Annotated in this window: 23 protein-coding genes; 1 reads left to right on the forward strand and 22 read right to left on the reverse strand. The window is 50.9% G+C overall.

Translation table 11 applies throughout. From position 1 onward, the window contains the following. Positions 1-3: 3 nt before the first annotated feature. The 20 genes from A5320_RS06135 to A5320_RS06230 all read right to left on the reverse strand — a co-directional run bounded on the left by A5320_RS06135 (position 4) and on the right by A5320_RS06230 (position 19,642). Complete coding sequence (locus tag A5320_RS06135) at positions 4-573, reverse strand: Maf family protein (protein ID WP_068063044.1); 570 nt, start codon at positions 571-573, stop codon at positions 4-6. Positions 574-587: 14 nt separating this feature from the next. Next, positions 588-1,070: a rod shape-determining protein MreD gene (gene mreD, locus A5320_RS06140; RefSeq protein WP_068062254.1), complete on the reverse strand. Its 483-nt coding sequence runs from the start codon at positions 1,068-1,070 to the stop codon at positions 588-590. Then, positions 1,070-1,954 (reverse strand): rod shape-determining protein MreC, encoded by an 885-nt coding sequence (mreC, locus tag A5320_RS06145; protein WP_068062255.1) that lies wholly within the window; start codon positions 1,952-1,954, stop codon positions 1,070-1,072. Before mreC ends, mreD begins: the two co-directional genes overlap by 1 nt. 25 nt (positions 1,955-1,979) lie before the next feature. After that, positions 1,980-3,023: a rod shape-determining protein gene (locus tag A5320_RS06150; protein ID WP_068062256.1), complete on the reverse strand. Its 1,044-nt coding sequence runs from the start codon at positions 3,021-3,023 to the stop codon at positions 1,980-1,982. Between the two features lie 472 nt (positions 3,024-3,495). Beyond that, positions 3,496-6,915 (reverse strand): DUF6701 domain-containing protein, encoded by a 3,420-nt coding sequence (locus A5320_RS06155; RefSeq protein WP_157605663.1) that lies wholly within the window; start codon positions 6,913-6,915, stop codon positions 3,496-3,498. Next, positions 6,915-7,361: a hypothetical protein gene (locus A5320_RS06160; protein WP_068062257.1), complete on the reverse strand. Its 447-nt coding sequence runs from the start codon at positions 7,359-7,361 to the stop codon at positions 6,915-6,917. Before A5320_RS06160 ends, A5320_RS06155 begins: the two co-directional genes overlap by 1 nt. A 19-nt stretch (positions 7,362-7,380) precedes the next feature. Beyond that, positions 7,381-8,274: a prepilin-type N-terminal cleavage/methylation domain-containing protein gene (locus tag A5320_RS06165; RefSeq protein ID WP_068062258.1), complete on the reverse strand. Its 894-nt coding sequence runs from the start codon at positions 8,272-8,274 to the stop codon at positions 7,381-7,383. Then, the gene (locus A5320_RS06170) at positions 8,274-8,864 is read right to left on the reverse strand and encodes a type IV pilus modification PilV family protein (protein ID WP_068062260.1); all 591 of its coding nucleotides are present in this window, start codon (positions 8,862-8,864) and stop codon (positions 8,274-8,276) included. The genes A5320_RS06165 and A5320_RS06170 overlap by 1 nt, the downstream gene beginning before the upstream one ends. Then, positions 8,858-9,337 (reverse strand): type II secretion system protein, encoded by a 480-nt coding sequence (locus A5320_RS22345; protein WP_068062263.1) that lies wholly within the window; start codon positions 9,335-9,337, stop codon positions 8,858-8,860. The genes A5320_RS06170 and A5320_RS22345 overlap by 7 nt, the downstream gene beginning before the upstream one ends. A gap of 26 nt (positions 9,338-9,363) precedes the next feature. After that, positions 9,364-9,831, reverse strand: a complete 468-nt coding sequence (locus tag A5320_RS22350; protein WP_068062265.1) for a type II secretion system protein — start codon at positions 9,829-9,831, stop codon at positions 9,364-9,366. Positions 9,832-9,857: 26 nt separating this feature from the next. Beyond that, positions 9,858-10,418, reverse strand: coding sequence for a prepilin-type N-terminal cleavage/methylation domain-containing protein (locus A5320_RS22355; RefSeq protein WP_197489998.1), 561 nt, complete (start codon positions 10,416-10,418; stop codon positions 9,858-9,860). A 76-nt stretch (positions 10,419-10,494) separates the two neighbouring features. Continuing rightward, on the reverse strand, positions 10,495-11,718 hold the full coding sequence (locus A5320_RS06190; protein ID WP_068062266.1) for a type II secretion system F family protein: 1,224 nt from the start codon (positions 11,716-11,718) through the stop codon (positions 10,495-10,497). Then, positions 11,718-13,451, reverse strand: coding sequence for a GspE/PulE family protein (locus A5320_RS06195; RefSeq protein WP_068062269.1), 1,734 nt, complete (start codon positions 13,449-13,451; stop codon positions 11,718-11,720). Before A5320_RS06195 ends, A5320_RS06190 begins: the two co-directional genes overlap by 1 nt. A 36-nt stretch (positions 13,452-13,487) precedes the next feature. Further along, on the reverse strand, positions 13,488-14,516 hold the full coding sequence (locus A5320_RS06200) for a hypothetical protein (protein ID WP_197489999.1): 1,029 nt from the start codon (positions 14,514-14,516) through the stop codon (positions 13,488-13,490). Beyond that, complete coding sequence (locus tag A5320_RS06205; RefSeq protein WP_269454627.1) at positions 14,453-15,340, reverse strand: ExeA family protein; 888 nt, start codon at positions 15,338-15,340, stop codon at positions 14,453-14,455. The genes A5320_RS06200 and A5320_RS06205 overlap by 64 nt, the downstream gene beginning before the upstream one ends. After that, entirely contained in the window at positions 15,340-17,010 is a 1,671-nt protein-coding gene (gene mshL, locus A5320_RS06210) for a pilus (MSHA type) biogenesis protein MshL (RefSeq protein WP_068062271.1), read from the reverse strand. The genes A5320_RS06205 and mshL overlap by 1 nt, the downstream gene beginning before the upstream one ends. A 5-nt stretch (positions 17,011-17,015) precedes the next feature. Then, positions 17,016-17,357, reverse strand: a complete 342-nt coding sequence (locus tag A5320_RS06215; RefSeq protein WP_068062273.1) for a hypothetical protein — start codon at positions 17,355-17,357, stop codon at positions 17,016-17,018. Next, a complete protein-coding gene (locus A5320_RS06220) occupies positions 17,335-18,012 on the reverse strand; it encodes a hypothetical protein (protein ID WP_068062281.1) in 678 nt (225 codons plus the stop codon). The genes A5320_RS06215 and A5320_RS06220 overlap by 23 nt, the downstream gene beginning before the upstream one ends. Continuing rightward, positions 18,009-18,686, reverse strand: coding sequence for a hypothetical protein (locus A5320_RS06225; RefSeq protein ID WP_068062284.1), 678 nt, complete (start codon positions 18,684-18,686; stop codon positions 18,009-18,011). The genes A5320_RS06220 and A5320_RS06225 overlap by 4 nt, the downstream gene beginning before the upstream one ends. Beyond that, a complete protein-coding gene (locus A5320_RS06230) occupies positions 18,683-19,642 on the reverse strand; it encodes a hypothetical protein (protein WP_068062287.1) in 960 nt (319 codons plus the stop codon). The genes A5320_RS06225 and A5320_RS06230 overlap by 4 nt, the downstream gene beginning before the upstream one ends. A 120-nt stretch (positions 19,643-19,762) precedes the next feature. On the opposite strand from A5320_RS06230, the gene A5320_RS06235 reads away from it, so the two are divergent. Next, positions 19,763-20,698, forward strand: coding sequence for a 1-aminocyclopropane-1-carboxylate deaminase/D-cysteine desulfhydrase (locus A5320_RS06235; protein ID WP_068062292.1), 936 nt, complete (start codon positions 19,763-19,765; stop codon positions 20,696-20,698). Positions 20,699-20,749: 51 nt separating this feature from the next. Here the strand turns inward: A5320_RS06235 and A5320_RS06240 are convergent, their stop codons facing one another. Next, the gene (locus tag A5320_RS06240; protein ID WP_231916658.1) at positions 20,750-22,399 is read right to left on the reverse strand and encodes an EAL domain-containing protein; all 1,650 of its coding nucleotides are present in this window, start codon (positions 22,397-22,399) and stop codon (positions 20,750-20,752) included. Between the two features lie 141 nt (positions 22,400-22,540). Continuing rightward, on the reverse strand, positions 22,541-23,938 hold the full coding sequence (locus tag A5320_RS06245; protein WP_068062295.1) for an alanine/glycine:cation symporter family protein: 1,398 nt from the start codon (positions 23,936-23,938) through the stop codon (positions 22,541-22,543). Between the last annotated feature and the right edge of the window lie 142 nt (positions 23,939-24,080).

Below are 24,080 nucleotides of genomic sequence, written 5' to 3' on the forward strand. Positions count from 1 at the left end.
TCCTTACAGCTGTTGCAGTAACTGATCTGTTTCATATAGTGGTAAACCGACCACTGCAAAATAACTGCCGGCAATTTTCGGAATAAATCGACTGGCCAGCCCCTGAATACCGTAACCACCGGCTTTGTCGGCTGGTTCGCCACTGTGCCAGTAGTCCAGCATCTGCGCTTCCGTGAGCGCGCTAAACCAGACATCGGTTTTAACCGTGTCGGACAGTACGCTATCACCACTCACCAGCGCAATGGCGGTGTACACCTGATGTTGCCGGCCGCTGAGTAAACGCATCATCCGCAGAAAATCTTGTTGATCTTTTGGTTTGCCCAGCACTTCGCCATCAACGACGACAATGGTGTCTGCGCCCAGTACCGGTAAAACCTCAGTGACTGTCTGGGTTTGCACATTAAAACCAGCCCGCGCCTTGCTAATCGCCAACCGCAACACATAGTCGGTCGCCAGTTCGCCCGGGAGCTGCGTTTCATCAACGTCGGCTTTTACCAATTCAAAATTGACAGCCAGTTGGGCTAATAATTCACGACGGCGAGGAGAGGCAGAAGCCAGAGCTATTTTTTGCATATACTGATGATTGATCACTGTATTTTAAATTGACGCCTGGTACGACGTAAAAACCAGAAGATGTAAGGCCATACTATCATGCCCGTCAGCACCGGCCACAAGTAAGCAGCGCGGAAATAAACCCCGGTCAGGAAGTGGCTGAGCCAGAACACCACCAGGTGATATAACGCCAGCAATAACCCGACCAGCAGGCTTTGCTGCAACACCGAAAAATTACGAATTTTCAAATGGTTAGCAGCAACGACAAAGCAAATCACCGAATAGCCAAAAGCATTGACACCAAGCACGGTGCCGACCATCACATCGACCAGAAAACCCAGCATAAAAGCGGTGCCGATATTAGTGCGATGCGGCAGCGCCAACACCCAATAACACAGCACCAGCAAGGGCCAATCAGGCCGGAATAATTTCACCGCGGCCGGCAATGGCATCACGTTCAGCAGTAGTGCCAACAGCAGAGTCAGATGAATGTATAAAAAGCGCCAGGAGTTTTGCATCAGTCCTGTCCTTGCTCAGGTGGGGTCATTTCTTCAAGAATTTGTGGGTCAACTTGACTGGTTCCACGATGTGGCCACACCAATAACGCATAACGAATACGATCCAGTTTGGCGTAAGGCTCGGCGAGCACCTGTAAAAACGGCTGCCGGGCATCACGCTGTACTTTAATGACCTGCGCCACCGGATAACCTTCCGGAAACACGCCATCCAGGCCTGAAGTTAATAAACGATCGCCAACTTCAACATCGGTACTGTGTGGTAAATGAATAAGCCTTAACGCATCCGACTGACCAATACCTTCGGCCACTGCGCTTAAACCGGTGCGTTCGACCCGCACCGACATGGCATGGGTATTATCGGCAATCAGCAAAGCGCGGCTACTGGAAGGCCCGACACTCACCACCTGCCCCAGCACGCCTAAATCATCGATGATTGGCTGACCGTTGGTGACGCCGTCTTTCGAACCTTTGTTCAGCACGATTTGATGACTGAACGGATGGCTGTACACCGCCAACACTTCAGCAATCAGCCGCTGACCTTCGGTGACCGGACTGGTGCCGAGTAAAGCGCGAAGTTTGTCGTTTTCCTGCTGCAGAAACTGCAAACGTTGTAACTGACCGTTTTGCAGTAACAAGGTGTCTTTTAAGCGGCTGTTTTCTTCGATCAGCTTTTGCTGCGACATAAACTGCTCGGAAGCCCCGAACACCATATCCTGCGGCATATTCGCCAAATAGAATAACGGGCTGACGGTTGCGGTCAGATAAGAGCGCAATTGCACAGAGCTGTCGGTGTAATGGTCGAGGGTAATCAGCCCGACACTGCACAACAGTGCGATAAATAACCGCAACGGCAGTGAAGGGCCACGATCAAAAAAAGGTTTCATGGCGGGAACAGGCGCTCAGTGTCAGTTAGTCGTAACTGAACACATCGCCGCCGTGCACGTCGATCATTTCCAGTGCTTTACCACCGCCACGAGCAACACAGGTCAGCGGATCATCAGCAACCACTACCGGAATACCGGTTTCTTCCATCAACAGGCGGTCTAAATCACGTAATAACGCGCCACCACCGGTCAGCACCATGCCACGTTCAGAAATATCTGAAGCCAGCTCTGGTGGCGATTGTTCCAGCGCCACCATCACCGCCGAAACGATACCGGCCAAAGGTTCTTGTAAGGCTTCAAGAATTTCGTTGCTGGTCATGGTGAAACTACGAGGCACACCTTCAGCCAGGTTACGGCCGCGCACTTCAATTTCGAGGATTTCATCACTTGGGTACGCAGAACCGATTTCGGTTTTGATCCGTTCAGCGGTCGCTTCACCAATCAGGATGCCGTAGTTACGGCGGATGTAGTTGATGATAGCGTCGTCAAATTTGTCACCGCCGATCCGTACCGACGATGAATACACCACGCCGTTTAACGAGATGATGGCAACTTCAGTGGTACCACCACCGATATCCACCACCATCGAACCGGTCGCTTCTGACACTGGTAAACCAGCGCCGATTGCTGCAGCCATTGGCTCGTCGATTAAGTACACTTCGCGGGCACCAGCACCCTGGGCTGATTCACGAATGGCGCGGCGTTCTACCTGGGTAGAACCGCAAGGCACACAGACCAATACCCGCGGGCTTGGACGCAGGAAACTATTGCTGTGGGCTTGTTTAATAAAATGCTGCAGCATTTTTTCGGTAACGTAGAAGTCGGCGATTACGCCGTCTTTCATTGGACGAATGGCTTTAATATTACCAGGGGTGCGACCTAACATCCGCTTGGCAGCGTGGCCTACGGCGGCAACGCTTTTTGGACCACCAGCACGTTCCTGGCGGATGGCGACGACTGAAGGTTCATTCAGCACGATGCCTTGGTCTTTAACATAAATCAGTGTGTTGGCTGTACCCAGGTCGATGGATAAATCGTTTGAAAATAAACCGCGTAATTTTTTTAACATGAACAGAGTTAATCCTACTTTATGGGGCGCCTACTACGGTCACGTGCACCTCAAAGCCACCAGCCTGGGTCTACACACAACACGACAAAAATTGTGCGCATATTTTAAGAAACAATGCGCCAAGAAAATAGCTCTATCTTACACTTTTACAAAATTAAACCAAGAAACATATCGAGATGCAGCCCAGATACGACAATGTCTGCCTACGAATGTGCAGGAAAGTGCAAGTAAGACAAGGATGGGCGGTTTAGGTTCCGATTTAAATCCAGCGCAGGCGTTTTAATCCGCGTCGATGTCGGCAATTGAAGCGACTTTAGCGGCGTACTGCCTTCGGCGAGTACGCCCTACGCTTAAAAATCTTTTAACATATTGTTTTAAAAGAAAAATGCCGTAGGGCGTCACTCACCGCGTCAGCGGTAGTGCGCCACAATGTGGCACACCTCATACCGAATTCCTGAAAGCAACACCACCATTAATTCTCGCGCCAAAAGATCTGCCGGTTATTGCCGCGAAAACCGCCGAACACAGCTTCCCCTGTTGGGTTTTCCAATAACGGGGCGACGCCGGGATTCCAATCGTACTGCAACCAGGGAAAGGCATCGAGCTGGTATCGCAACTCATAACTGCTTTCAATGCCGGGCGGTGACAGCAATAAATCAAAAGCAGCACTGTTGCCGTTTTGCAGGGTGCTGTTATTGCCACCCACCGTCAGTACCGGCGCGCCCGGTGTAATCGCCGTCGCCTGCAACAGTGCGGGCTGCACCGGGCTGCAATTATCCAGGGTGTTTGGCACAAATTGCTGATCTTTCCAATATTCGGCTTTTAGCTGTACCGGTAAATTACTTTGCTCCGAGCCAAGCGCGTTGACTATCTGTAACCGGCCATAACGCCAGGGCTTGGCATCGTCCAGGGTGATACTCTGGCAATTATTCGAGGCTTCACAGTCGTCATCGGTATCAGTACGTTGATTTAAACCTGCCAGAGGAGTGCCATCTACATCGTCTAACAGCATGCCAAACAACACCGACTCAAAAGACCCGTCAACTATGTTTGCGCGCTGTAAACTAAACGGCAATGCCGTGAGCTCGGACCTGCCATGAACCCAGTCCAACAATGTCGGCTGTGGTTGGATCCGCGGGGTTAAATCTTTCTTATTATTGTTATTTTCTGCCACCAGCGATGCCGTTGCTTTGGCAAAAACACCATGGTAATTCTGTGTTATATCCCCTTCATGATTTAATGCTTCCACTGTGATATCCAGTAGCGCCGGTTGCGATAAATAATGAAATTTGTCGCAGGTGCTGGTGTTCGTGATCTTGCTGTCATCCAGTTTAAATCGATCCGGCACGATCCGCCCAACTGGATAGTTCAAGTTCATACTGCTGCCAAGGTTGATCGGGAAGCCGAGGTAAGTCAGATTGTCACCGCTGAGCGCATTACCGGCGTTTAACCTAAAAACACCAACTTCGCTAAAGCTAAGCCCCGTCACCTCGGTGTTAGCATCCACATGAGCTGTGTGACTATATTGGTTTGGGGTCAAAGTACCAGGTTCACCACCTGCAGGTTGCACCAGACTATGGCTCAGTGGTATTGCAGTAAGAATGAACGAAGGTGTTTTGCCGTTATTACAAAAATCGTTATCGTTTTCTTTTTCCCAGGCACGGGCACTTAAAGTCGCGCTGAAATTTGCACCGGTTTTTTTAAACGCCGGGCAATTTTCATCAGACGTCTCGCATGTTTGTTCGGGTGTAATGCAAACCCCGGCCGGTGCGCTGACAAAAGTGTCTGCGCCAGTAAGAACAAGTCCGGCGTCGTTAGTGGCAACACTGCCAAAATATTTGGCGTCTAATTGCAGTTGGCCGGCATCGTGGTAATTCACATCAATAGTGGCTTTACCTTGGGCATCAAAGTTGAGTTGCATCGCAGTGGCTGTCTCCTCAGTAACACCTACTTCGCTGCTATTGTTCCCCTGACCGACCGTTACCCGCGCTGTGGGATTTAAGCCTGGCGCCAGCGGGCTTTTATACGTTGACCAAAACTGCAGCGTGCGGCTGACACTGACAAAACTCGGTGCACAAGATTGGCTGCCAACTTTTTTTACTGCCTGGACTTCAATACCGCTGGCCGGTTTGGCCGCAAGTTTATCCGGCACCGAAAATACCAGGCCGCTGTCAGAAAAATTGACATCACATTGAGGCGAAGCGCCAATCTGACACAAATATGGGACGTTAAGTGGTTTGGTGATAGGAACCGAGGCTGAAACACCAATAGTCACTGTACCGATCGTGGTTCGCGACAAATTTGCAGTGGCAGTGCCACCGCTGAAATTCAGCACGTTGCCACCGGTTAAGCCAGTACCGCTGATCCAACCCGACGCCGGAATTAACGTGGCACTGACCGGACTGGTTACCAGCTCGGTACATGCCGGGTTTTTACAAGCTTTGACGGTAATGGTTTCGGGTTTACAGGTCAGCGCCTGACCGGTGGAACTGAGTTCAAAATGGTCAATCTGCTCACCGACCGGCTCGGATTTTAAGGCGCAGATTTGTAAGTTATCCAGCTCATGGATATTCGTGGAGCCGCCGGTCGAGCCGGTTAACGATAAAGAAAAATTGGTAGGTACGGCGGCCTGGCCGGTCGCGGTTAACGCATTAAAGTTATTGATCAGAGTCTGATAACCACTACCGGTGTTCCGTTCCACCTTCACCATCGCCTGACCGCCAACTCTTGAATCAATCGTGACCTTATAACGGTGTGGCGAACCCGCATTGTTATCCACCGCCGGTGACAAACAATTGCTATTGGTATTGGTGGTGCCATTATTACAAGTGCCCGCCAGATAACGATAACCGGTGCTTCCGGAACCGGAACCACGCAGCGCGACCGCTTGGCGGCGTTGCCCTGGACTTGCCGGGCCCCCTTCCCCCGAAAAATTGCCAAATTCATCAATCCCGACTCCCAACCAACCACCAGCAAAACCGGGAATGCCAGGTTTAATGCCATATCCCAGCGGTCCACCAAAAGCGCCAGGCTGTGGTGTCACGCTGGCATCAGACAACACCACCGCCATACCATCGGCACCGCTCCCGCCATAGGCTAATTGATCAAATTCAACCACCACTAAGTTGGCAAGACCAGGAAATAAGCGCTGGAAATTGGCTGCAGTGGATTGATTGCCAACGTTTTGGGTGATCCGCAACCGGCCATTCACAATAGCAGGTGTAAATGTGCCGCTGCTGCGACTAACCACCCAGCTGTCGCTTAAACTACTCGCCTGGAAATTGTCATTAAAACAAGTTAAGCCCAAGCCACAGACCACGCCGCCTTGGAGCAAACTCAGTGCTGTACTATTAAATGTGAAGCTACTGCTGGCGCCACTGGTGATAGCGCCATTGGCGGTAATGCCGCCGTTGATCACGGTGCCTGCGCTGTCATTAATAGTGATAGCACCACCGGCCAGAATAAATCCGTTCACTAGCGCGTTATTGCCAATACTGACCGAACCGCTGACCACCAGCTGTAAATTTTGCGCGGGACCTGCCTGATTAAGCCTTACATTATTGCCAATACTCAAATTACCATTCACGAAAACTCTTACCGTGGCGCCACTCGCGGCAAGATTGGTATTGTTACCAATATTACCGGTCAGGAAATAATCGCCAGCCGTCAGGGTCGCAGGTAAGCTATTTAGCGTGGTCGCACCGGTCACATTGTAACAAGCCGGATTATTACCAAAACAATAACCCCAGGCTGGCACTGCCGAATTGGCGCGCACTGGCTGAGTCCAGATTTGGTCGCAGGTTTCGCCAATCGCCCACACTTGCCCTATCCAGCAGCAACATAAGATGGTTAGCCACTTTCTCGCCCATGCTTGTATCGCCAACATTCTCATCAATAGGCCTCCATCACCACAACTCTGCTGCTACGGATATCACCGGCCTCGCAACGACCAGCACTGCTCAACCGGAATAAAGGCCGTGATGGCGTGGGATCATCAGGATTGTCAACCTGTGAACAGCTGAGGGTGGCCGTACAACTTTGTAAACCCGGCTGGCTAAATGAAAAACTTGCTGCAACTGCGGCGCAACTCGCTGTGGTATTAAGTGGAAATAACTGCGCCAGCCCCAATTGCAAGCCTGATTGGGCGGCATTAAAAGCGCGGTTGCCCTGAACTTCAATGCTGACCGAAGTGCTGGAACTAATCAGCTGCCGACCCAGTGCCAGCAGCAACACGCTCATCAGCACAATAATAAACAGCGCCATCACCAAAGAGCTGCCTGCTTGCTGGTATCGGGTGGCTCGACAACAGCCTGCGCGAATTGCGGTTTGCTGCGACATTCGGTGTTGGTTCAAGTTGTTAAGGCACATTTGAAATATGAACCTCATGATTAAAAAATAAATCTTGGCCGACATCCCGTGCCGGACTGAACCGCCAGAACAGGTGCAGCACCGCATTACGGTTAAGCACGGCGGCCTTGAGTAAAAAAGCCGGTTCATCGCTTTGATTGGTGAGTCCGGTGGCAATGACATCGCCTAAACCGCTCGGTGGCGGTGGCACTGGTGGCATTGGCTGAGCCACATTAAAACCATAGCCGCTATACCGGCGTAGTTGCTGACCGACCAGACAAAAACTGACCGGGCTATCCAGCAGATAAAAACGTTTTTGTGGTGATTCGGTGATGTAGGCCATCAACTCCCCACTGATATTGTCTAGTCTGATCCGACGGGTATTGGCGTTGCCATCGCCATCATCCATAGCATTTTGATTTTCAGCGACGACGCCAGTACGTGCCTGAGTTAAATCATAAATATGGTCGGCAGCGGTCGGATAAACGCTGAGGCGTTGCCCGGTTTGTGCGGTCCAGCCGCTGTTGAAAGTAGTGATACCAATCCAGTTGCGACGGTCTGGATACAAAGGCAAATCACGATAGACGCCACTTTGCACCAAGGGCGTAAATTCAACGCAGCTGACACTATTGTCGGCGCTATTCTGCACCCGCACGCTATTCGGTACGGCGCCGCGCAGTTCCCGCACTACCCGTTCCAGCGCAAAGCGGCTTTGTTGCAAGGTTTGTTGGACTGCGGTGGCATCCACCACCATGGTTGCACCAATCCGTAGATAACTGGTGAGGCCGGTCGCCAGAATTCCCAGCAACAAGATCACCACCACCAGCTCGACTAGGGTCACCCCCAGCTGGCTTTTTTTCAGCTGGCCTGTGATCTGCTGTGGCGACTGAAGCAGGCGGCGCATTACCAGTTTCCTTTGTAACTGCTAAAGGCAATGCTATCACCTGAAGGGAGTATCACGCTGATATCCACTCTTTTGGCACTTTGATTGGGTAAGCCAACGTCAGCGCCAGCATAGCTTACCAATACTGCTACCTGATAATTGCGGTAACTGTCGGCCAGACTTTCATTCAAAATATTACTAACCGCCGCGCCATCCCCGCGAAAACAATGGAAATCGTCGACATCGTCGTATAGATCGCGGTTGGCTTCTTCGGTGGCGCTGCTCATACCGTTGGCCGGACAAGCAGGCATAGCAGTAATGCAGCTGTCAGCGCCAGCTTCGTTGCAGCGCAATAAAGTGGTGCCGCGACTGGAGTTTTCATCAAAACTACGCGCCAAAATTTCATTCATCAGGCTATGGCCAAGTTCAGCCGCCCGCACCTGATGCCAGGGTTCGGCACTGCGGATATACATCGGGCCTAAAATACTGCTGATCATCAAGAGTGCAATACCAAGTACCACCACGCCGACAATCAGTTCCAGCAGGGTAAAGCCGGCATGTTTTGGGGTGGCTGTTGACGTTGCTGGTGTTGCGATCTGCGGGATTAGCATAAATGGATATATCCGCTGCGCTCGACGCAAATCCGCTGCTGGATGCCGTTCTGAATAAGACGTATATCGCAGCCATTGATACAAGCACCTTGTGGCCGCCCCCAGCTGTCAAAACGCAGTAACAGCGGTAGTCCGACATCACTGCTGATCGCAGCATCGGCTTGCCAGATAATTTGTTGTGGATTTTCAGCGTCTTGAACAAAACCGGCCGTAGGGTTACAAGCATTGTTTTCGGCCAAGCCAGCGGCAGTATTGGTGATGACTAAAGTGGGACAGGTCGTGGTTAAGTTCGCAGTGTCCTGCATACTTTGCAGCTGCAACTGGTGAGTTAAGGCCAGCAACTGATCCCGCTGGCCTTGTAAATTTTCATCTTCTACATTAAAAAAATTTGGCAGTACTGTGACTGCCAAAATACCACCGATCAAAATCACCACCACCAGTTCAACTAAGGTAAATCCGGTCTGGTTTTGCATGATCGGCGCCTGGTTTAGTGGCTGGGTTAGCAGCCTTCGGCCTGAACCGTAATCACCGGCCTGTTGTCGTCGGTTGCAACTGCATAAAGCACCTGACAGGCATCAGTAACAGTCGCGGTATACAGTACACCTTCCGGAGTAATAGCCACTGTCCCTACCGGTGTTGCTGGTGGTGCAGTGACGGTCCATTGGTCGTCATCAAGTTCCAACACTGCAGTCATAGCCGCTGCAGTCGCAGCCGGAAAACCAAATACAACGTCCACTTCAGGATTCGTTACAGTTGCAGTTCCAGCATTCTCCACACCTTGCAAAATGGCTTTACTGAACACCATAGCGCCAGCAGATTCTAACGATCCACGAACTGCATCTAAAGTGCCAGCTCTGGCATCAGCGCCTAAATTTAAAAACCTTGGAGCTGCGGTGACCGCTAAAATGCCCAGAATCACGATCACGATGACCAGTTCGACGAGGGTAAAACCTTGATTCTTTTTCATAACAAACCCTCAACTAATGAAATAAATTATGGCTTTTTCAAGAACGAACTTACTTGGCCAGTAGCTGGATTATAAATAAAACCGTTGCTTGTATCGTTATTTGCGGGTAATGCAGTTAATCCAGCCGTCTGATGATAAACACAGGTTGAGCCAGCTAATCGAGCGTAAAAGCTGACGGTCGCCATATCATCGACATCAACAGCGGCATCCTCAGCCACAGAGCTTGGTGCAGACTGAAAAATGGTATCCATTACAGTTTTACAGGCAGCCGCAGTCAAGCCTGCAACACCTACACCACCAGCTGGGAAACCGCTGGCGACAGCAACTGATACCGGTACACCATCATAATCAACATCAACTTTAGTACCATCACCGTTCGGACGTCCCGCAACTTCCCAAGATGCACGTACCAAACCTACTGCAGACGCAAAACCACCGGCAGTCCCTTCAACCGATACGTTTTCAGCTTGTTCGGTCACATTCAAAAACCGCGGTAACGCAGTCGCTGCTAATAAACCCAGAATAATAATCACGATAACTAATTCAATTAAGGTAAAACCTTGTTGCCGTTTAGAGATTGATTTCATGGTATTGCTCCGCAAGGAAATAATATTTATATATCACTAATTAATGACAGCTTTTTTGACAATTGCCAAGTTCTGTTTAACTACCCTTTTTATAAGCGTTCAGCATGTCCCACATTGGGGTGAAAATACCCAAAGCCAGGATCAATACCATCACCGCTACAATCACAATCAGGATCGGTTCAATTTTGGCGGTCAGACTTTTTAAGTCAAACGCCACTTCCCGTTCATAAAACAGGGCTACTTCCTGCAACATATCATCGACCTGACCGGTTTCTTCGCCCACCGCCAGCATTTGCATCACCAGCGGTGTGAATAAATTACTCTGGCCGGACACCCGCACCAGACTCTCGCCGCGCTCGATATTGCGCCGCATCTCGCGGATTTTCTCCGCCATAAAATCGTTATCGACCGCTTCGGCCACCAGACTTAACGCCGAGGTCAGCGGCACTCCGGCGCGTAACATCAGTGAAAAACTACGGGCATAACGGCCCAACGTGGCGCGGTTGATAATGTCGCCCATAATTGGCAGCCGTAATTTCAGCTTGCTCCAGCGATAACTACCGCTTGGCGTGTGCAGATATCGATACATAGCTACGGTTGCAGCCAACACACTCAGCAATAAATACGGCCAATAATTGATAAAAAAGTTCGAAGTCGCCAACAACACCTGGGTCGCCCACGGCAGCTCAGCATTAAATTTGGCAAACATATTGGCAAACTGCGGGATCACAAACAGGTTTAGAATCACCATCGCAGCAACTATTGCCAGCAACACAAACATTGGATAACGGGTGGCTTGTTTGATTTGTTTGCGGGTTTCCATTTCCTGTTCGAAATAATCCGACAACTGCGAAAACGCATCATCCAAGCGGCCGGTGTTCTCGCCGACATGCACAATGCTAACGATTAAACGGTTAAATACTTTCGGGTGACTGGCCATCGCCACCGATAAATTACGGCCTTTTTCCAGCTGATCGGCTAAATCCGACAGCACCACATTCAGCGCTTTGGAGGCGGTACTGTCGGCCAGACCGCGAATAGCGCGGATAATCGGAATACCAGCGCGCATCAGCGAATACATCTGCCGCGCGAATACAATCAGCTCGGTTAAGCCGACTTTCGGCTGGCTCAGATCCATCTTCCACCAGGGCGCCGATTTATCGGGGATCAGTTCAATCTGCAGCGGAATAAGCAAACGGCGGCTGAGTAAATCGGCGGCAGTGGTTTCACTGCCCGCTTCAATCACGCCGTTTTGCATCTGACCGTTTTGGTCCCGCGCTGCATATCGATAATTTGCCATCAGGGCTGGGCTCCCTCAGCTTTCAGATCATCAAGTTCAACGTATTCAGAGACTTTGATCACTTCCTCCAGCGTAGTTATGCCTTGCTGAGCGTAGCTTAATGCCATACTGCCCAACGTGCGGAAGCTTTCCGACTGATACGCCAGTTGCGCAAATTCTTCGCTATCGTTGCGGCGCAGCGCATCGGCCAAAGGTTTATTAATTACTAACAGTTCAAACACGCCAAGCCGGCCTTTATAACCACTGAAATTACAGGACTGACAACCACGACCTTGCCAGAATTTCAGCTCGCCTTTGGCTTTAAAATGCGCCAGCCAGGTTTGCTCCAGCTCGTCCGGTTGATATGGCTGTTTGCAGTGCTGGCAAATCCGCCGCACTAGACGCTGCGCGACGATTGCCCGCAGCGCACTCGCCACCAGGTAAGGCGCCGCGCCCATATCAATCAGCCGCAAAGTACTGGTGACCGCATCGTTGGTGTGCAAAGTGGATAGCACCAAATGGCCGGTTAAAGCGCCGCGTAAACCCATTTCGGCGGTTTCCTGGTCACGCATTTCACCAACCATCAGAATATCCGGATCCTGCCGCAAGCTGGTACGTAACACACCGGCAAAATCGAGGCCGATTTTATGGTTAATCTGTACCTGATTAATCCGCGGCAAGCGGTATTCCACCGGATCTTCGACGGTAATAATTTTCACCCCGGACTGATTTAGCTCCGACAACACACCGTACAAAGTGGTGGTCTTCCCCGAACCGGTGGGGCCTGTCACCAACACCATGCCGTGTGGGCTTTGAATAATCCGCCGGAGTTTTTTCAGCAAATCAGCTGGCATGCCGGTTTCATCCAGCGTCAGTAAGCCGGCCGATTGATCGAGTAAACGCATCACCACCGATTCGCCATGCTGCACCGGCATGGTCGACATCCGCACATCAATGGTGTGGCCTTTGACTTTGATCTGAAAACGACCGTCCTGTGGCAAGCGTTTTTCGGAAATATCCAAACCCGCCATCAGTTTTAACCGCAGCACCAGCGCCGAAGCGATGCCGGTTTCTTTCAGAATATTTTCCTGCAACACCCCATCAACCCGCTGCCGGATGCGCAGTACTTGTTCGTCAGGTTCGATATGAATATCCGAGGCCCGCACTTGCACTGCATCTTCAAACAACGACTGCAGTAACCGGACTATGGTGTTGTCTTTGTCGTTTTCCGCGCTTAATGCCGTAAAATCAATGGCATCGGTGTCTTCGTATTCTTCCTGTAATTGATGCGCAATCGACTCAATTTCTTTGGTGCGGCGGTATAAATTGTTAAAAGCTTCAATCAGCTGACTTTCGCGCACCACCGCAATGTCGATGGTTTTCGGTTCCAGCAACGGCGCGATTTGGTCGAGAATAGATAAATCGGCCGGATCGCTCATGCCTAGCAATACCGAGTGGCCGCGATCTTCCAACACCAAAGCACGTAACCGGCGGGCGTGTACTTCCGGCAATAACTGCGCGGCTTTCGGGTCAATCCGTAATTTGGTGATATCTAAAAACGACACATTCAGCTGCTGCGCCAAAAACTGCAGCAGTTGCTCTTCCGATAAAAATGCCAAATCAATCAGGCTGGCGCCAAGTTTGCGACCCGTTTGTTTTTGTTCTGCCAGCGCGCGACCGAGCTGTTGTTCGCTGATGATGCCTTCATGCACCAGCAAATCACCCAATCGCATTTTTAAACGAGGTCTTTCCATCAGTTTGCTCTTTTTATCATTGCGCTAAACTTTTCATCATTGCGCTAATCTTTGTTGAATAAATTGCCGACTGGCGGCAGATAAGCCGGGTAAGGCATACGCTTGCTGATAAGCAGCCCGCGCTTCCGGCAATTGCGCCAGTTGATCATGCGCCAACGCTTTACCGAGCCAGGCCTGCGCCAGTTGCGGTTTTAACAGCAATAATTGCTGCCAACTGGCGAGCGCGCCCGAAAAATCGCCCAGTTGCTGCCGGGCATTCGCTTGCAGTTGCCAGCTATCTGCGTTGGCGAATTCCGGCGAAATTTGCTGCAGTAGATCTAAAGTCTGCTGCCATTGTTGTCGCTGACTGGCCTGGCGCGCACCTTGTAAAAGTTGTTGTAGTTGTTGCAGTTGCTGTGCCCGCGCCTGCTCTGCCGCTAATACTTTGGGGTCTTGCAGCACCTTTTCGACTTGCATGCTGCTGGGCTGTTTTATCGTCTCAGTCTGCGCTGACAAATCTGGCTCTGGTGTTGCCGGATAAACTTCGCTATCGGACTCTAGCGCTGGTGTTTCGATGATTGGTGTTGCTGCGTCTGGCGATTCGATTTTTGGAACTGCTGCAACTGGTTCCGCTATCACAGGACCAGCTGTCTTTTTGGTTGCAGTGATTGGCTCCGGTTGTGGCGTAGCAACAACTGTTGGCTCTGCAATTGTTGTTGCTGTTGTCACTACTGGCGGCAAAACTAACTCTGTTTTTGGTACTATTTTTGGTTCTGTCTGTGGCACCGAAACAGCAACCGGCACCGGCTCCTGCAACCGCGCCTGTACTAAAGGCCAAATCAACCAACCAATAAACCCTGCTAATAACAAAAACAGCAGTGGCCGCAGCAGATTTTTGCCCGATCCAGCCGCACCATTGGCGGTACTAATCACAGAACCAGCTGCCACTGACCCAGCCGCTAAAGCCCCGCCAGCGGCAGGTTGTTGTTTATCGAGATCACGCAGCATCTGATTAATAACGCTCATATCACTCCAGGTGGCATCCACCACCACACCAGCAGCAACATCGCCGCCAGCCACGGCCACCAATGCAGCGCCGGTTTTACATCTTCGGTATCCAGCACCGCCTGCCACACCTGCGACAGGCCAATACTCGCCAACCCTTTGCCGTAACCCAGCATCAATGCTTTATGCGCCAGAATATTCAACAGCCTTGGAATGCCGCGGCTGTAATGCCACAACGCCCAAATCGCCAGCGGCTGAAATAGCTGTCTGCTGACGCCAGCCACATGCAGCCTTGCCTGTAAATAACACTGTACTTGTGCCCGGTTTAACACCGACAGCTGATAAGCAAAACTAATCCGCTGCCGTAATTGCCGGAACTGATAACTGGCCAGACGGCGGTCAAGCTCGGGCTGACCAAATAACACCACCTGCAATAATTTACGTTGCTCTGTTTCCAGGTTGGTTAATAACCGCAGCGCTTCCAACGTGTCGTCTGGCAATGCCTGCGCTTCATCAATCAGCAGCACCACTTGTTTTTGCTGCGAAGCCAGCAGCAGCAATTGCCGTTGTAACAATTGCGCCAACTGCGGGCCGTCGATATTGGCCGACTGTTTTAAACCCAGCTCCAGCGCCAACGCCCACTTTAATTCCAGCGGTGACAAATTTGGGTCCGGTACATAAGCTAATGCCCAATTTTCTGGTGCTTCTTGTAATAACTTGCGGCACAGCAGCGTTTTACCGGTGCCGACTTCGCCGGTCACTTTGATAAAACCTTCACCTTGTGCCAGCGCCACTTGCAGCACTTCCATCGCTTGTTGATGGGTTGGCAAATCAACGTAAAACGCCGTATTTGGCGTCAAGCCAAACGGCGCTTGTTGCATGCCAAAGTGCTGCAGGTACATCATCAGCGTTGCTGCGCCCAGTCTCGTACTAAATCACCGGACTGCTGAATTTGCTGCTGCCAGACGCCACTTTCGACCACTGTCGGTTTGAGTAAAATCACCAGCTCTTTTTTCTTTTCAGTTTTAGTTTTTGACTTAAATAAATTGCCCAGCAAGGGTAGAGACGACAACCCAGGAATACCACTTTCGCTATCGCTGATCACGGTTTGCATCAAGCCGCCGATCACTACAATTTCGCCGTTGCGGGCGCGGATAATGGTGTCGGATTCCCGAATATTACTTTGCGCCAGTGGCAGAACGATCCGTCCATCACTGAGCTGAATGGTTTTGGTTTGTTCAGCAGTTTCGGTGACCGACGGATGCACGTGCAAAATTACCTGCCCGTTCTGGTCAATTTGTGGTGTAACGTCGAGCGCAATACCGGAGAAAAATGGCTGCAATGTGACGGACGGTGTTGTGGTCTGTACGCCATTGGCGGAGGTAGTGTTATTACTTGATACGTCGGTAACAAAATATTCGTCCTGACCGACTTTAATCACCGCTTTTTGATTATTAATCGCCGTGACCCGCGGGCTCGACAGCACTTGTGCATCACCTTGCGTTTCTAACAGGCTAATCACACCGCTAAAATCAACGTTCTGAAAGGCGATAGTGGTGAGGCCGCCAATCTGATTGCTAATAGCATTGCCAAAATCACCAGCGCCGGTGTTAATCCGAAAATCGGTGGAACCAATATTGGCCAGTGCGTTTTGCCAGTTGATGCCTTGCTGATAATCGTCGCTCAGCGTGACTTCAATAATCTTCGCTTCCAGCACCACCTGGCGCTGTAAATGCTGCTCGGATTGGCTTAAAAACGCCCGCACCGCAGCAATTTCATCCGGCATGCCGCGCACTGTGACTAACCCGGCTTGCGGCGACACCACCACCGTGCGCTGCTCGCCACCGCCCAGAATTCCGGTGACCGCTTTTTCTAAATCTTTCCAGAAATCAGTGGTGCTGCCACTTTGAATGGTGCTGCCATTAAACTGTTGTTGATTTTGCTGGCCGTTTTGCTGACCGTTCTGATTGTTGTTCTGGTTGTTATTTTGATTGTTTTGGCCATTTTGATTCGAGCGGTTGTTCTGGTTGCCGCCGCTCTGGTTATCCTGCGACACGCCACCGGAATTCACCGCAATCGATGACAGCCCCACCCGCTGCATCAGCAGATAATTCACCGCAATGGTTTCAGTACGCAGGCCAGCCGGATAAATCTGGTACACATTGCCAGTCAGCCGCACATCAAAACCGTACATCTGCTGGATCACCTGCAACACTTCCGGCAAGGTCACTTGTTTCAGCTGCAGACTGATTTGACCTTGCACCGATGGGTGCACCATCACGCTGTAATCTGAATCCAGGACTAAAGACGCAAAAAACTCTGATAATTCAACGTTCAGCGCCGACACGTTAAAGCGTGGCATGAGCAGATCGGCACGCTGCGGTGGCATCGGACTTAATAAATCGTCGTTGACAGCAGCAGGCACCTGCAGTGGCTGTTGCACTGGCGCGGCCTGCTGCATTTTTTCAAGTTCTGCCTGAGTATTGCGGGCGGCTTTGGGTTCCTGCAACGCCTGACAGGCACTGAGTAACGGCAGCGTCATGGTCATCATTAAAAGAGATTTTTTCAGCATCATTTTCGCTACTTCGTTGTGGTTGTTGTTTGAAAAAGATTCAGCACCAGACTGCGCTCACCCTGCACCAAGGTAACCTGACTGGCACTGATGCTGCGGACCTGATAAGCCCCGATTTTTTCACCGGCCTTCAGCCATTGTCCGTTGATCAAAGCCTGCTGGTGCGAGCCCTGCGACCGGATCATGCTGAGTTTTGGCAATGCTGGTGTTGCTGTCTGCGTTGCTCCAGCCGCGGTTAACCGCTGCAACTGCGCTTCCGGCTGGGTTGGATCGGCCGCCAGCACTGCAGTGCTTAACAATACTGCCGTGATAGCCAGCAGCCATCCCTTAAATTTTAAGATAACTGTCATATTCGCTTACCGTTTCCAGTTCCAGTTGCAACTCTGCTTGTGGATACTCTTTCACCTGATAATTCAGCGTGCGCCAGTGTAATTGCCAGGGCAGTTGTTCTAAGCGTTGCAGCAATTGTTGTAAGCCAGCGTAATGGCCAGCGAAGGTCAGTTTGGTGCCGTGGCGGTAAAGCAAAGGTTTATCGCTGGATAATTTGTCCGTCGCAGTGGTGGTAACGACTGCGCCCGGCAACATCACCGCTTTGGCTGGTAAATTCTCCAGCGCAATCAAGCGGATATTTTGTTGCTGATTAAGCACATCCTGCAGCAACTGCACCATTTGCTCACCGCTGATATAACGGCCGGTGACGCTGCGGATTTGGCCAAGCAATTGCTGTTCAGTCGCCAGCATGCTGTCGATATTTTGCTGTAACTGTTGGTCCGGATTGACGCTTAACGCCTTTTGCACTTCATCGATCTGCTGCTGCAAACCAACAATTTGCTGCAAACTGCTGCGATTTTGCTGTTTCAGTTGCACCTGCATCTGCCATAACGGCTGCACCAGATACAACGCGCCCAGCCACAACAACAATAACGCCGAACCGTAACCAATCAGGTAACGTTCGCGCAGCTGTAGTTTTAAAAACCGCTCGGAATATTGTTGCCACTGGCTCATGGCTGACCTCCGCTGGCTGGAGTTATTGGCGCTGCGGGCTGGGTCGGTACTGGTGTTACCGGCGCCTGTAACAGGGTTTCTTCGGCGAGCAAGGCTGGCCGCGCACTGACGTCAAAACTTAAATATGGCGGCTGCGCCAGGGGTTGTAGCTTGACGCCATCAAAACTCTGCCCCTGCATTAACGCATTTTTGCCCAGTGCCTGTAACCATTGTGGCAACAACTGGCTGTCTTTCACCACGCCGCTGAATTGTTGCTGCTGGCCAAGCTGGAAACTGGTCAGCCAGATACCGGGTAAATCAATCGCAGCCAGATGACTAAGCACCTGTGAATATTGGGGGGGAGTTTTACTGATTTCCTGCTTGAGGTAACTCAGCAACTGGTGTTTTTGATCAATGCTTTGCTGCAGCTGTTGCGCTTGCTGCTGTAACATCATCGACGGCTGACGACCAGCCAGGCTTTGTTGATATACTTCCAGCTCTTTGAGTTTGTTTTGTACTTGTTTGCCAACCAACTCAGCTTGTTGGCGTTGTTGCAGCAATTGTTGATACTGCCAGAGGCCGCCGAACGTCAATACCACTAAAACCAAACCGACCAACCAGGCACTCTGATTTAACGTCATTTTTTCCAGCCGCGGCTGCAATACTGGCTGGTATAAATTAATCCGAAGCTTCATAAAGCAGCTCCTGTGACTGCCGCAACCGGCTGATTCAGTTCAAGCGCACCGGCGACCGTCAACCAATAGTCCTGTTGTTCCGCTTTATTTAAACCCGGCAACAACGCTGTTAAATCGAGCGCGCGCACTTGCACAAAACCGTTATCGGCGAAGTATTTGACGATGGCCGGCAATTCATTGGTCGCAATCTGAAACAGAATTTCTTTCACCGGTGCTTGTCGCAATTGGCCTTCAAAGTAATCCAACGATCGTTGTACTTCGAGTAACAGATTGTCCAGCATGCCTTGTGATAATTCGGCGATACCGTATTGATCAATCCGGTTAAAACCACGCAACCGCCGGGAAAAATACAAAGCGCCCTGCCGGATAATCTGCAGCATCAGTTCTTGCCCCGGCTGGTGCACAATCAGCATCACTGCAGCATTTTGTACCGGCAGCAAATTCCGCGGTAACCATTCTTCCGGCTGGATATTCACCAGCTGCACTTTGCGCCGCTGTAATTCACGGCATAACTCCAGCAAACTGCTTTTTGCCGTCACTACTACGTTTATTCGTGCAGTCTGCTGGGCGGTTTGTTCTGGTAAATCAAGATAATCCAATAACATATCGTCGACGGCTACCGAGGTCAGCTCGCGGGCTAGCCAAGGCAAAGCCTGTAACATTTCAGCTTCGGGCACCGCGGGTTTATCCAGTTGGATTAACTGATAACGTTCGGCCGACAACACCAGACAAAGCGGCACCGTGCTACTAAGCTCACCGGCCAGCTGGCTAACGGCTTGCACCAGACTTTTTTCAGGCGATAACAACAGGGTATCAACTTTTTCAACCCGATAAGGATGCGTGTGCAACACCACCAGTTTTAAACTGTCGGCCTGCAAATGAAGTGCGGCAATAGCTGCCGGCTTTTGACCACCATGGCTGGCGCGTTTGAATACTCTGGCTAATAACTGAATCATCTTTCAGCCCCGAGACTATTTGTACCCGTCATACCTGAAGTTGCAACCTTGTAGTCCAAGCCGCAACTTCAATGACTTTAGGTATAATCTTCTTGTCGTTATTATTGGAATTATCTGGTTATGTCCGATCCGTTTTATCAGCTGCAGTGGCTACGTCTTGATCATGGCTTGACGCAGCAATCACAAACTGAACTTTGGATCTGCCAGCTTCACTGCGCGGTTCCGTCCATCGCTGGCAATAAATGGTTAAAACTAAAGTATCACATCCAGCAAATACAACAACATAACAAAACCGGAATTCTGAGTTTTGGCGGTGCTTTCTCCAATCACTTGCTGGCACTGGCAGCGGCTGGTCAGCATTTTGGCTTTTCGACTGTGGGTGTGGTTCGAAGCCATCAGCCGGATCCGGCGAACCCAACACTGCAACAATGCCGGCAATTTGGCATGCAGCTGCAGTTTGTCAGCCCCGAACTTTATCAAACCAAAACTACTGCATTGACGCTGGCTGAGCTGCAACAACAGTATCCGGATTATTTAATTGTGCCCGAAGGCGGCACTTCCGCCACTGCGGTGCAAGGAGTGGCGGAATTACCGCTGGCCGCCACGCCAAACGGGCCGGCTGATTTGTTATGCTGTGCCAGCGCCAGTGGTGGCACTATCGCCGGTTTAATTGCCGGCAGCAAAGGCACCCCGGTGCTGGGCATTGCGGTGGTCAAAGATGCCAGCCTAAGCCAAAAAATCAGTGCGTTATTACCAGCACCAGCCGACCAATGGCACTGGCAGTTGCAGCCGGAACTGACAAATCGTGCTTACGGCAAATTTACCGCTGACACCTTACACACTTGTCTGGAGTTGGCAACGCAGCAGATTTACACCGAACCTGTGTATACCGGCAAAGCCCTGCACACCTTATTGCAGCTGCTGGCGCAAGGCGAACTAGCACAATATCGGCGTATCGCCTTTTTTCATACCGGTGGTTTGCAGGGGCTCGATGGCCTCAGATACCGCTCGTTAATCAGTGAAGCGCAATATCAACAGCTCAGGTTTGGCGGTTAAAGGGTCAGGCGACGAACTGCCGCTGCAAGCCTTCAACCTTTAATCCAAACCTCAAACCGGCTGATCCTGCGGAATAATCCGCGCCAGCGGCTGGCTGAAATAAAAGCCCTGCGCCCCACTGACACCCAGCTTTTTCAGTACCTGCCATTCCTGCTGATTTTCAACACCAGTCGCGATCACCTTCACCCCTTTGGCAAAATGACTGGCAATCAGACCACGAATAAACAACTGCTGTTCCAGCTGCTGATCAAGCTGCCTGACCACCGACGGATGCAATTTAATCGCTTCAATTTGCAATTCATCAAGGTAGGGACATGTTTCAATCGTCAGGCCAACGTGATCCACAATCAGCGCAAAACCGAGTTTTTGCAGCTGAATCAGTTTCGGTTTGAGTTTTTTGTAATGTTTCTGCAGATGATATTCATCCAGTTCAAAGGCAAACTGGCCGGCTTGCAGCTGCTGGCTGTTAAGCATCTCCATTAACCATAAATGCCAGTCTTTGCTCAGCACCGTGTCCACCGACAAATTAATACTGCAGCGGCTCTGACCAATATTCTCGGCCTGACACAATTTGGCGGTTTTTTGCAGCACAAACTGATCGATAGCCTGACTTAAGCCGCAATTGGCCGCCATCGGCAGAAAAACTGCAGCATTGAGCTTGTCACTTTCGCTGGTGTGCAACCGCACCAGCACTTCATGTTGAATGACATCATGTTGCTCCCACGAAAACACTGGCTGGAAGCTCAGTAAAAACCGCTGTTCTTTTAAGGCGTTGGTCAGTTCAGTCCGCCACCAGACCGAACCTTTAATTTTCGGTTTGTGGGTTGGATAAAACCCGTAAGCGGCATTCGGTCCTTGCAACTGCGCCGTTTTCAACGCCATATCGGCTTCGGCCATCACCTGATAAGCGCTTTGGCCGTGTTGGTAAATGACATAACCGATATGCAGCACATCAAAATCCGGATAATCGACAAAAAAGCTGGAGCGGCTCAAAATCGACGCCATCCGATCACCACAGGTTTCGGCATCTTTTTGCTCCATGCCGGGCAACAACACCGCTAAATCATTTTCTGCTAAGCGCGCCAACACCGCCTGTGGCAGATGCGCGGTCAGCTGGGTCAGCAATTCAGCACAACCAGCCAGCCGTTGAACGGCGGTGATTGGATTGGTGTCCGTGCCAGGGTGGCTGATTTGGATCAGGAAAAACGCCCCAAACGGCGTTTCGTTGTTATCGACCAGATAATGCTGCAATTTGCTTTCAAAATAGATGCGGTTGCCAATCGCCAGATCGTGATCAATCAACCCTTGCACCCGCACCAGATGGCGGATTTCCTGCTCCCGCCTGCTTAAAGCCTGTTGATTTTGCTGCAATACCAAGAGCTTGTCGGTCAGGCTGTCATCCTGCGCCAGCGGTAAATGCGAACCGGTCAGTAACTGATTGAGTTGGGTTTCAAACTGGCCAAAATCCTGTTGCAGCTGGGCTATTTTGCGTTGCCAGCGCATGGCCAGCCATAACGGCAGTAGCAGCAGCATATTCAGCGCCGCGTACAGCAGCGCCGTGACCAATAGTGAAGCCGGAGTTGGAATGTTAAAGGAAATCAATGCTGACAACGCCAATAGCAGCCCGTTGAATGCCAAAAGAGCCAGTACAAAAGGCCAGGCCGGGTGGGCTTGCCGGAACAAATTCTGCAGTCGCTTCACGCCATTCTCCTGTAGTTATCATCACAGTGTTAGCGCAGAGGTATGCTTTGTCGAGGCGGTCAGGGAAAAATCGTCTACCAAAAAAAAACCAGTCGACTCGACCGACTGGCTTTTTCAAAAAGCGCTGCTGAACATCGGCAATCAGTGCTGCTGGATTCTCTGCCAGTAAGCCTGCAAATCTGCCTTCACTTCAGGTAATAACAAATACAGCGCCAAAATATTCGGTACTGCCATCAGGAAAATCATCGAGTCGATAAAATCGAACACTGCCAAGACGTTCGGCACCGCGCCCATTGCCACCACTGAGCAAATCAGCACCTTGTATAAACCGATACTGGCTTTGTGTTCGCCGAACAAATAACCCCAGCCTTTTTGGCCATAATAGGCCCAGCTAACCACCGTCGAATAACCAAAGAGTAATAATGCCACCATGAGCACCAGCGGAAACCAGTCAAACACCGAGGCAAAAGCCACCGAGGTGAGTTGCACACCATCAAGGCCGGATTGCAGATAACTGCCGGTGATAATAATCACCAGTGCCGAAATGGTACAAATCACCACAGTATCAATAAACGGCTCTAGCAAGCCGACAAAACCTTCAGAAACCGGGTCATTGGTGCGCGCTGCCGAATGGGCAATCGGCGATGAACCGATACCAGCTTCGTTGGAATAAGCTGCGCGGCGAAAGCCCTGGATCAACACGCCGATCACACCGCCGTATGCAGCTTCCGGTGCAAAAGCCCCTTTGAGAATGGTCCAAAGAGCCGCCGGAATGTCTTGCCAATGCAGGCCAATAATCACCAAAGCTGCGCTCAGGTAAATGCCGCACATTAAGGGCACCAGCTTGCTGGTGACCCGGGCAATACTTTTTATGCCACCAACAATCACCAGACCAACCAACAGCGCGTACACAATGCCAAAAACCCATGCATTATCAAAACCTGTGACGGTTTTTACCTGCACAAACCCTTGATTGACATGCACAAAACCGGCGGAGCCAAACACGCAGGCCACCGCAAAAAAGCCCGCCAGAAACTTGCCGGTGCGCGGCAGGTTATATTTTTCCAGTGCCGCTTTGATGTAATACATCGGCCCGCCAGACACTGTGCCATCGGGTTGAATTTCCCGGTATTTCACTGCCAGTGTACATTCAACAAATTTGGTGGTCATGCCGAGAAACCCGGCCACGATCATCCAGAAGGTTGCGCCGGGTCCACCCAGAGTTATAGCAACTGCGACACCGGCGATATTACCGGTGCCAACGGTGCCGGACAGCGCCGCCGATAACGCCTGAAACTGGCTGATTTCGCCTTTATCTTCCGGCTTGGCATATTTACCACGCACCACGGCTATCGCATGACGAAAACCACGAATATTGATAAAACCCAGGTAAAAGGTGAACACAATAGCGCCACACATCAGCCACAACACCGTGACTGGAATGGCGACCCCCTGCAGATTAAAGGAATAAAAAACCACACTGGCAAGGGCGGAACTCAGCTGTTCAAAAGCCTGCTGGAAGCTAAAATCGCTGGACATCTGGAAATCTCTGGCTGCAAAAAGCAGCACATTAGCATAGATAAATATGCTTTGGCTGTAGCATTATTGGTCAGATTAAACGATTTGGTTATAAAAAATACGACGTCGCTGGTTCATCCCGCGCGGTGGTGTATCTGGCGCA

The sequence above is a fragment of the Rheinheimera sp. SA_1 genome (assembly GCF_001669775.1).
Taxonomy (GTDB): Bacteria; Pseudomonadota; Gammaproteobacteria; order Enterobacterales; family Alteromonadaceae; genus Pararheinheimera.

What these genes read in the sequence shown, in the direction of transcription:
- A5320_RS06205 (WP_269454627.1), bottom strand. Translation starts at nt 15,340, where the DNA reads ATGATGTACCTGCAGCACTTTGGCATGCAACAAGCGCCGTTTGGCTTG.
- A5320_RS22345 (WP_068062263.1), bottom strand. Translation starts at nt 9,337, where the DNA reads ATGCAAAACCAGACCGGATTTACCTTAGTTGAACTGGTGGTGGTGATT.
- A5320_RS06245 (WP_068062295.1), bottom strand. Translation starts at nt 23,938, where the DNA reads ATGTCCAGCGATTTTAGCTTCCAGCAGGCTTTTGAACAGCTGAGTTCC.
- A5320_RS06195 (WP_068062269.1), bottom strand. Translation starts at nt 13,451, where the DNA reads ATGGAAAGACCTCGTTTAAAAATGCGATTGGGTGATTTGCTGGTGCAT.
- A5320_RS22355 (WP_197489998.1), bottom strand. Translation starts at nt 10,418, where the DNA reads ATGAAATCAATCTCTAAACGGCAACAAGGTTTTACCTTAATTGAATTA.
- A5320_RS06150 (WP_068062256.1), bottom strand. Translation starts at nt 3,023, where the DNA reads ATGTTAAAAAAATTACGCGGTTTATTTTCAAACGATTTATCCATCGAC.
- A5320_RS06220 (WP_068062281.1), bottom strand. Translation starts at nt 18,012, where the DNA reads ATGAGCCAGTGGCAACAATATTCCGAGCGGTTTTTAAAACTACAGCTG.
- A5320_RS06230 (WP_068062287.1), bottom strand. Translation starts at nt 19,642, where the DNA reads ATGATTCAGTTATTAGCCAGAGTATTCAAACGCGCCAGCCATGGTGGT.
- A5320_RS06190 (WP_068062266.1), bottom strand. Translation starts at nt 11,718, where the DNA reads ATGGCAAATTATCGATATGCAGCGCGGGACCAAAACGGTCAGATGCAA.
- A5320_RS06235 (WP_068062292.1), top strand. Translation starts at nt 19,763, where the DNA reads ATGTCCGATCCGTTTTATCAGCTGCAGTGGCTACGTCTTGATCATGGC.
- A5320_RS06170 (WP_068062260.1), bottom strand. Translation starts at nt 8,864, where the DNA reads ATGCTAATCCCGCAGATCGCAACACCAGCAACGTCAACAGCCACCCCA.
- mreD (WP_068062254.1), bottom strand. Translation starts at nt 1,070, where the DNA reads ATGCAAAACTCCTGGCGCTTTTTATACATTCATCTGACTCTGCTGTTG.
- mreC (WP_068062255.1), bottom strand. Translation starts at nt 1,954, where the DNA reads ATGAAACCTTTTTTTGATCGTGGCCCTTCACTGCCGTTGCGGTTATTT.
- A5320_RS06165 (WP_068062258.1), bottom strand. Translation starts at nt 8,274, where the DNA reads ATGCGCCGCCTGCTTCAGTCGCCACAGCAGATCACAGGCCAGCTGAAA.
- A5320_RS06135 (WP_068063044.1), bottom strand. Translation starts at nt 573, where the DNA reads ATGCAAAAAATAGCTCTGGCTTCTGCCTCTCCTCGCCGTCGTGAATTA.
- A5320_RS22350 (WP_068062265.1), bottom strand. Translation starts at nt 9,831, where the DNA reads ATGAAAAAGAATCAAGGTTTTACCCTCGTCGAACTGGTCATCGTGATC.
- A5320_RS06160 (WP_068062257.1), bottom strand. Translation starts at nt 7,361, where the DNA reads ATGTCGCAGCAAACCGCAATTCGCGCAGGCTGTTGTCGAGCCACCCGA.
- A5320_RS06215 (WP_068062273.1), bottom strand. Translation starts at nt 17,357, where the DNA reads ATGACAGTTATCTTAAAATTTAAGGGATGGCTGCTGGCTATCACGGCA.
- mshL (WP_068062271.1), bottom strand. Translation starts at nt 17,010, where the DNA reads ATGATGCTGAAAAAATCTCTTTTAATGATGACCATGACGCTGCCGTTA.
- A5320_RS06155 (WP_157605663.1), bottom strand. Translation starts at nt 6,915, where the DNA reads ATGAGAATGTTGGCGATACAAGCATGGGCGAGAAAGTGGCTAACCATC.
- A5320_RS06225 (WP_068062284.1), bottom strand. Translation starts at nt 18,686, where the DNA reads ATGAAGCTTCGGATTAATTTATACCAGCCAGTATTGCAGCCGCGGCTG.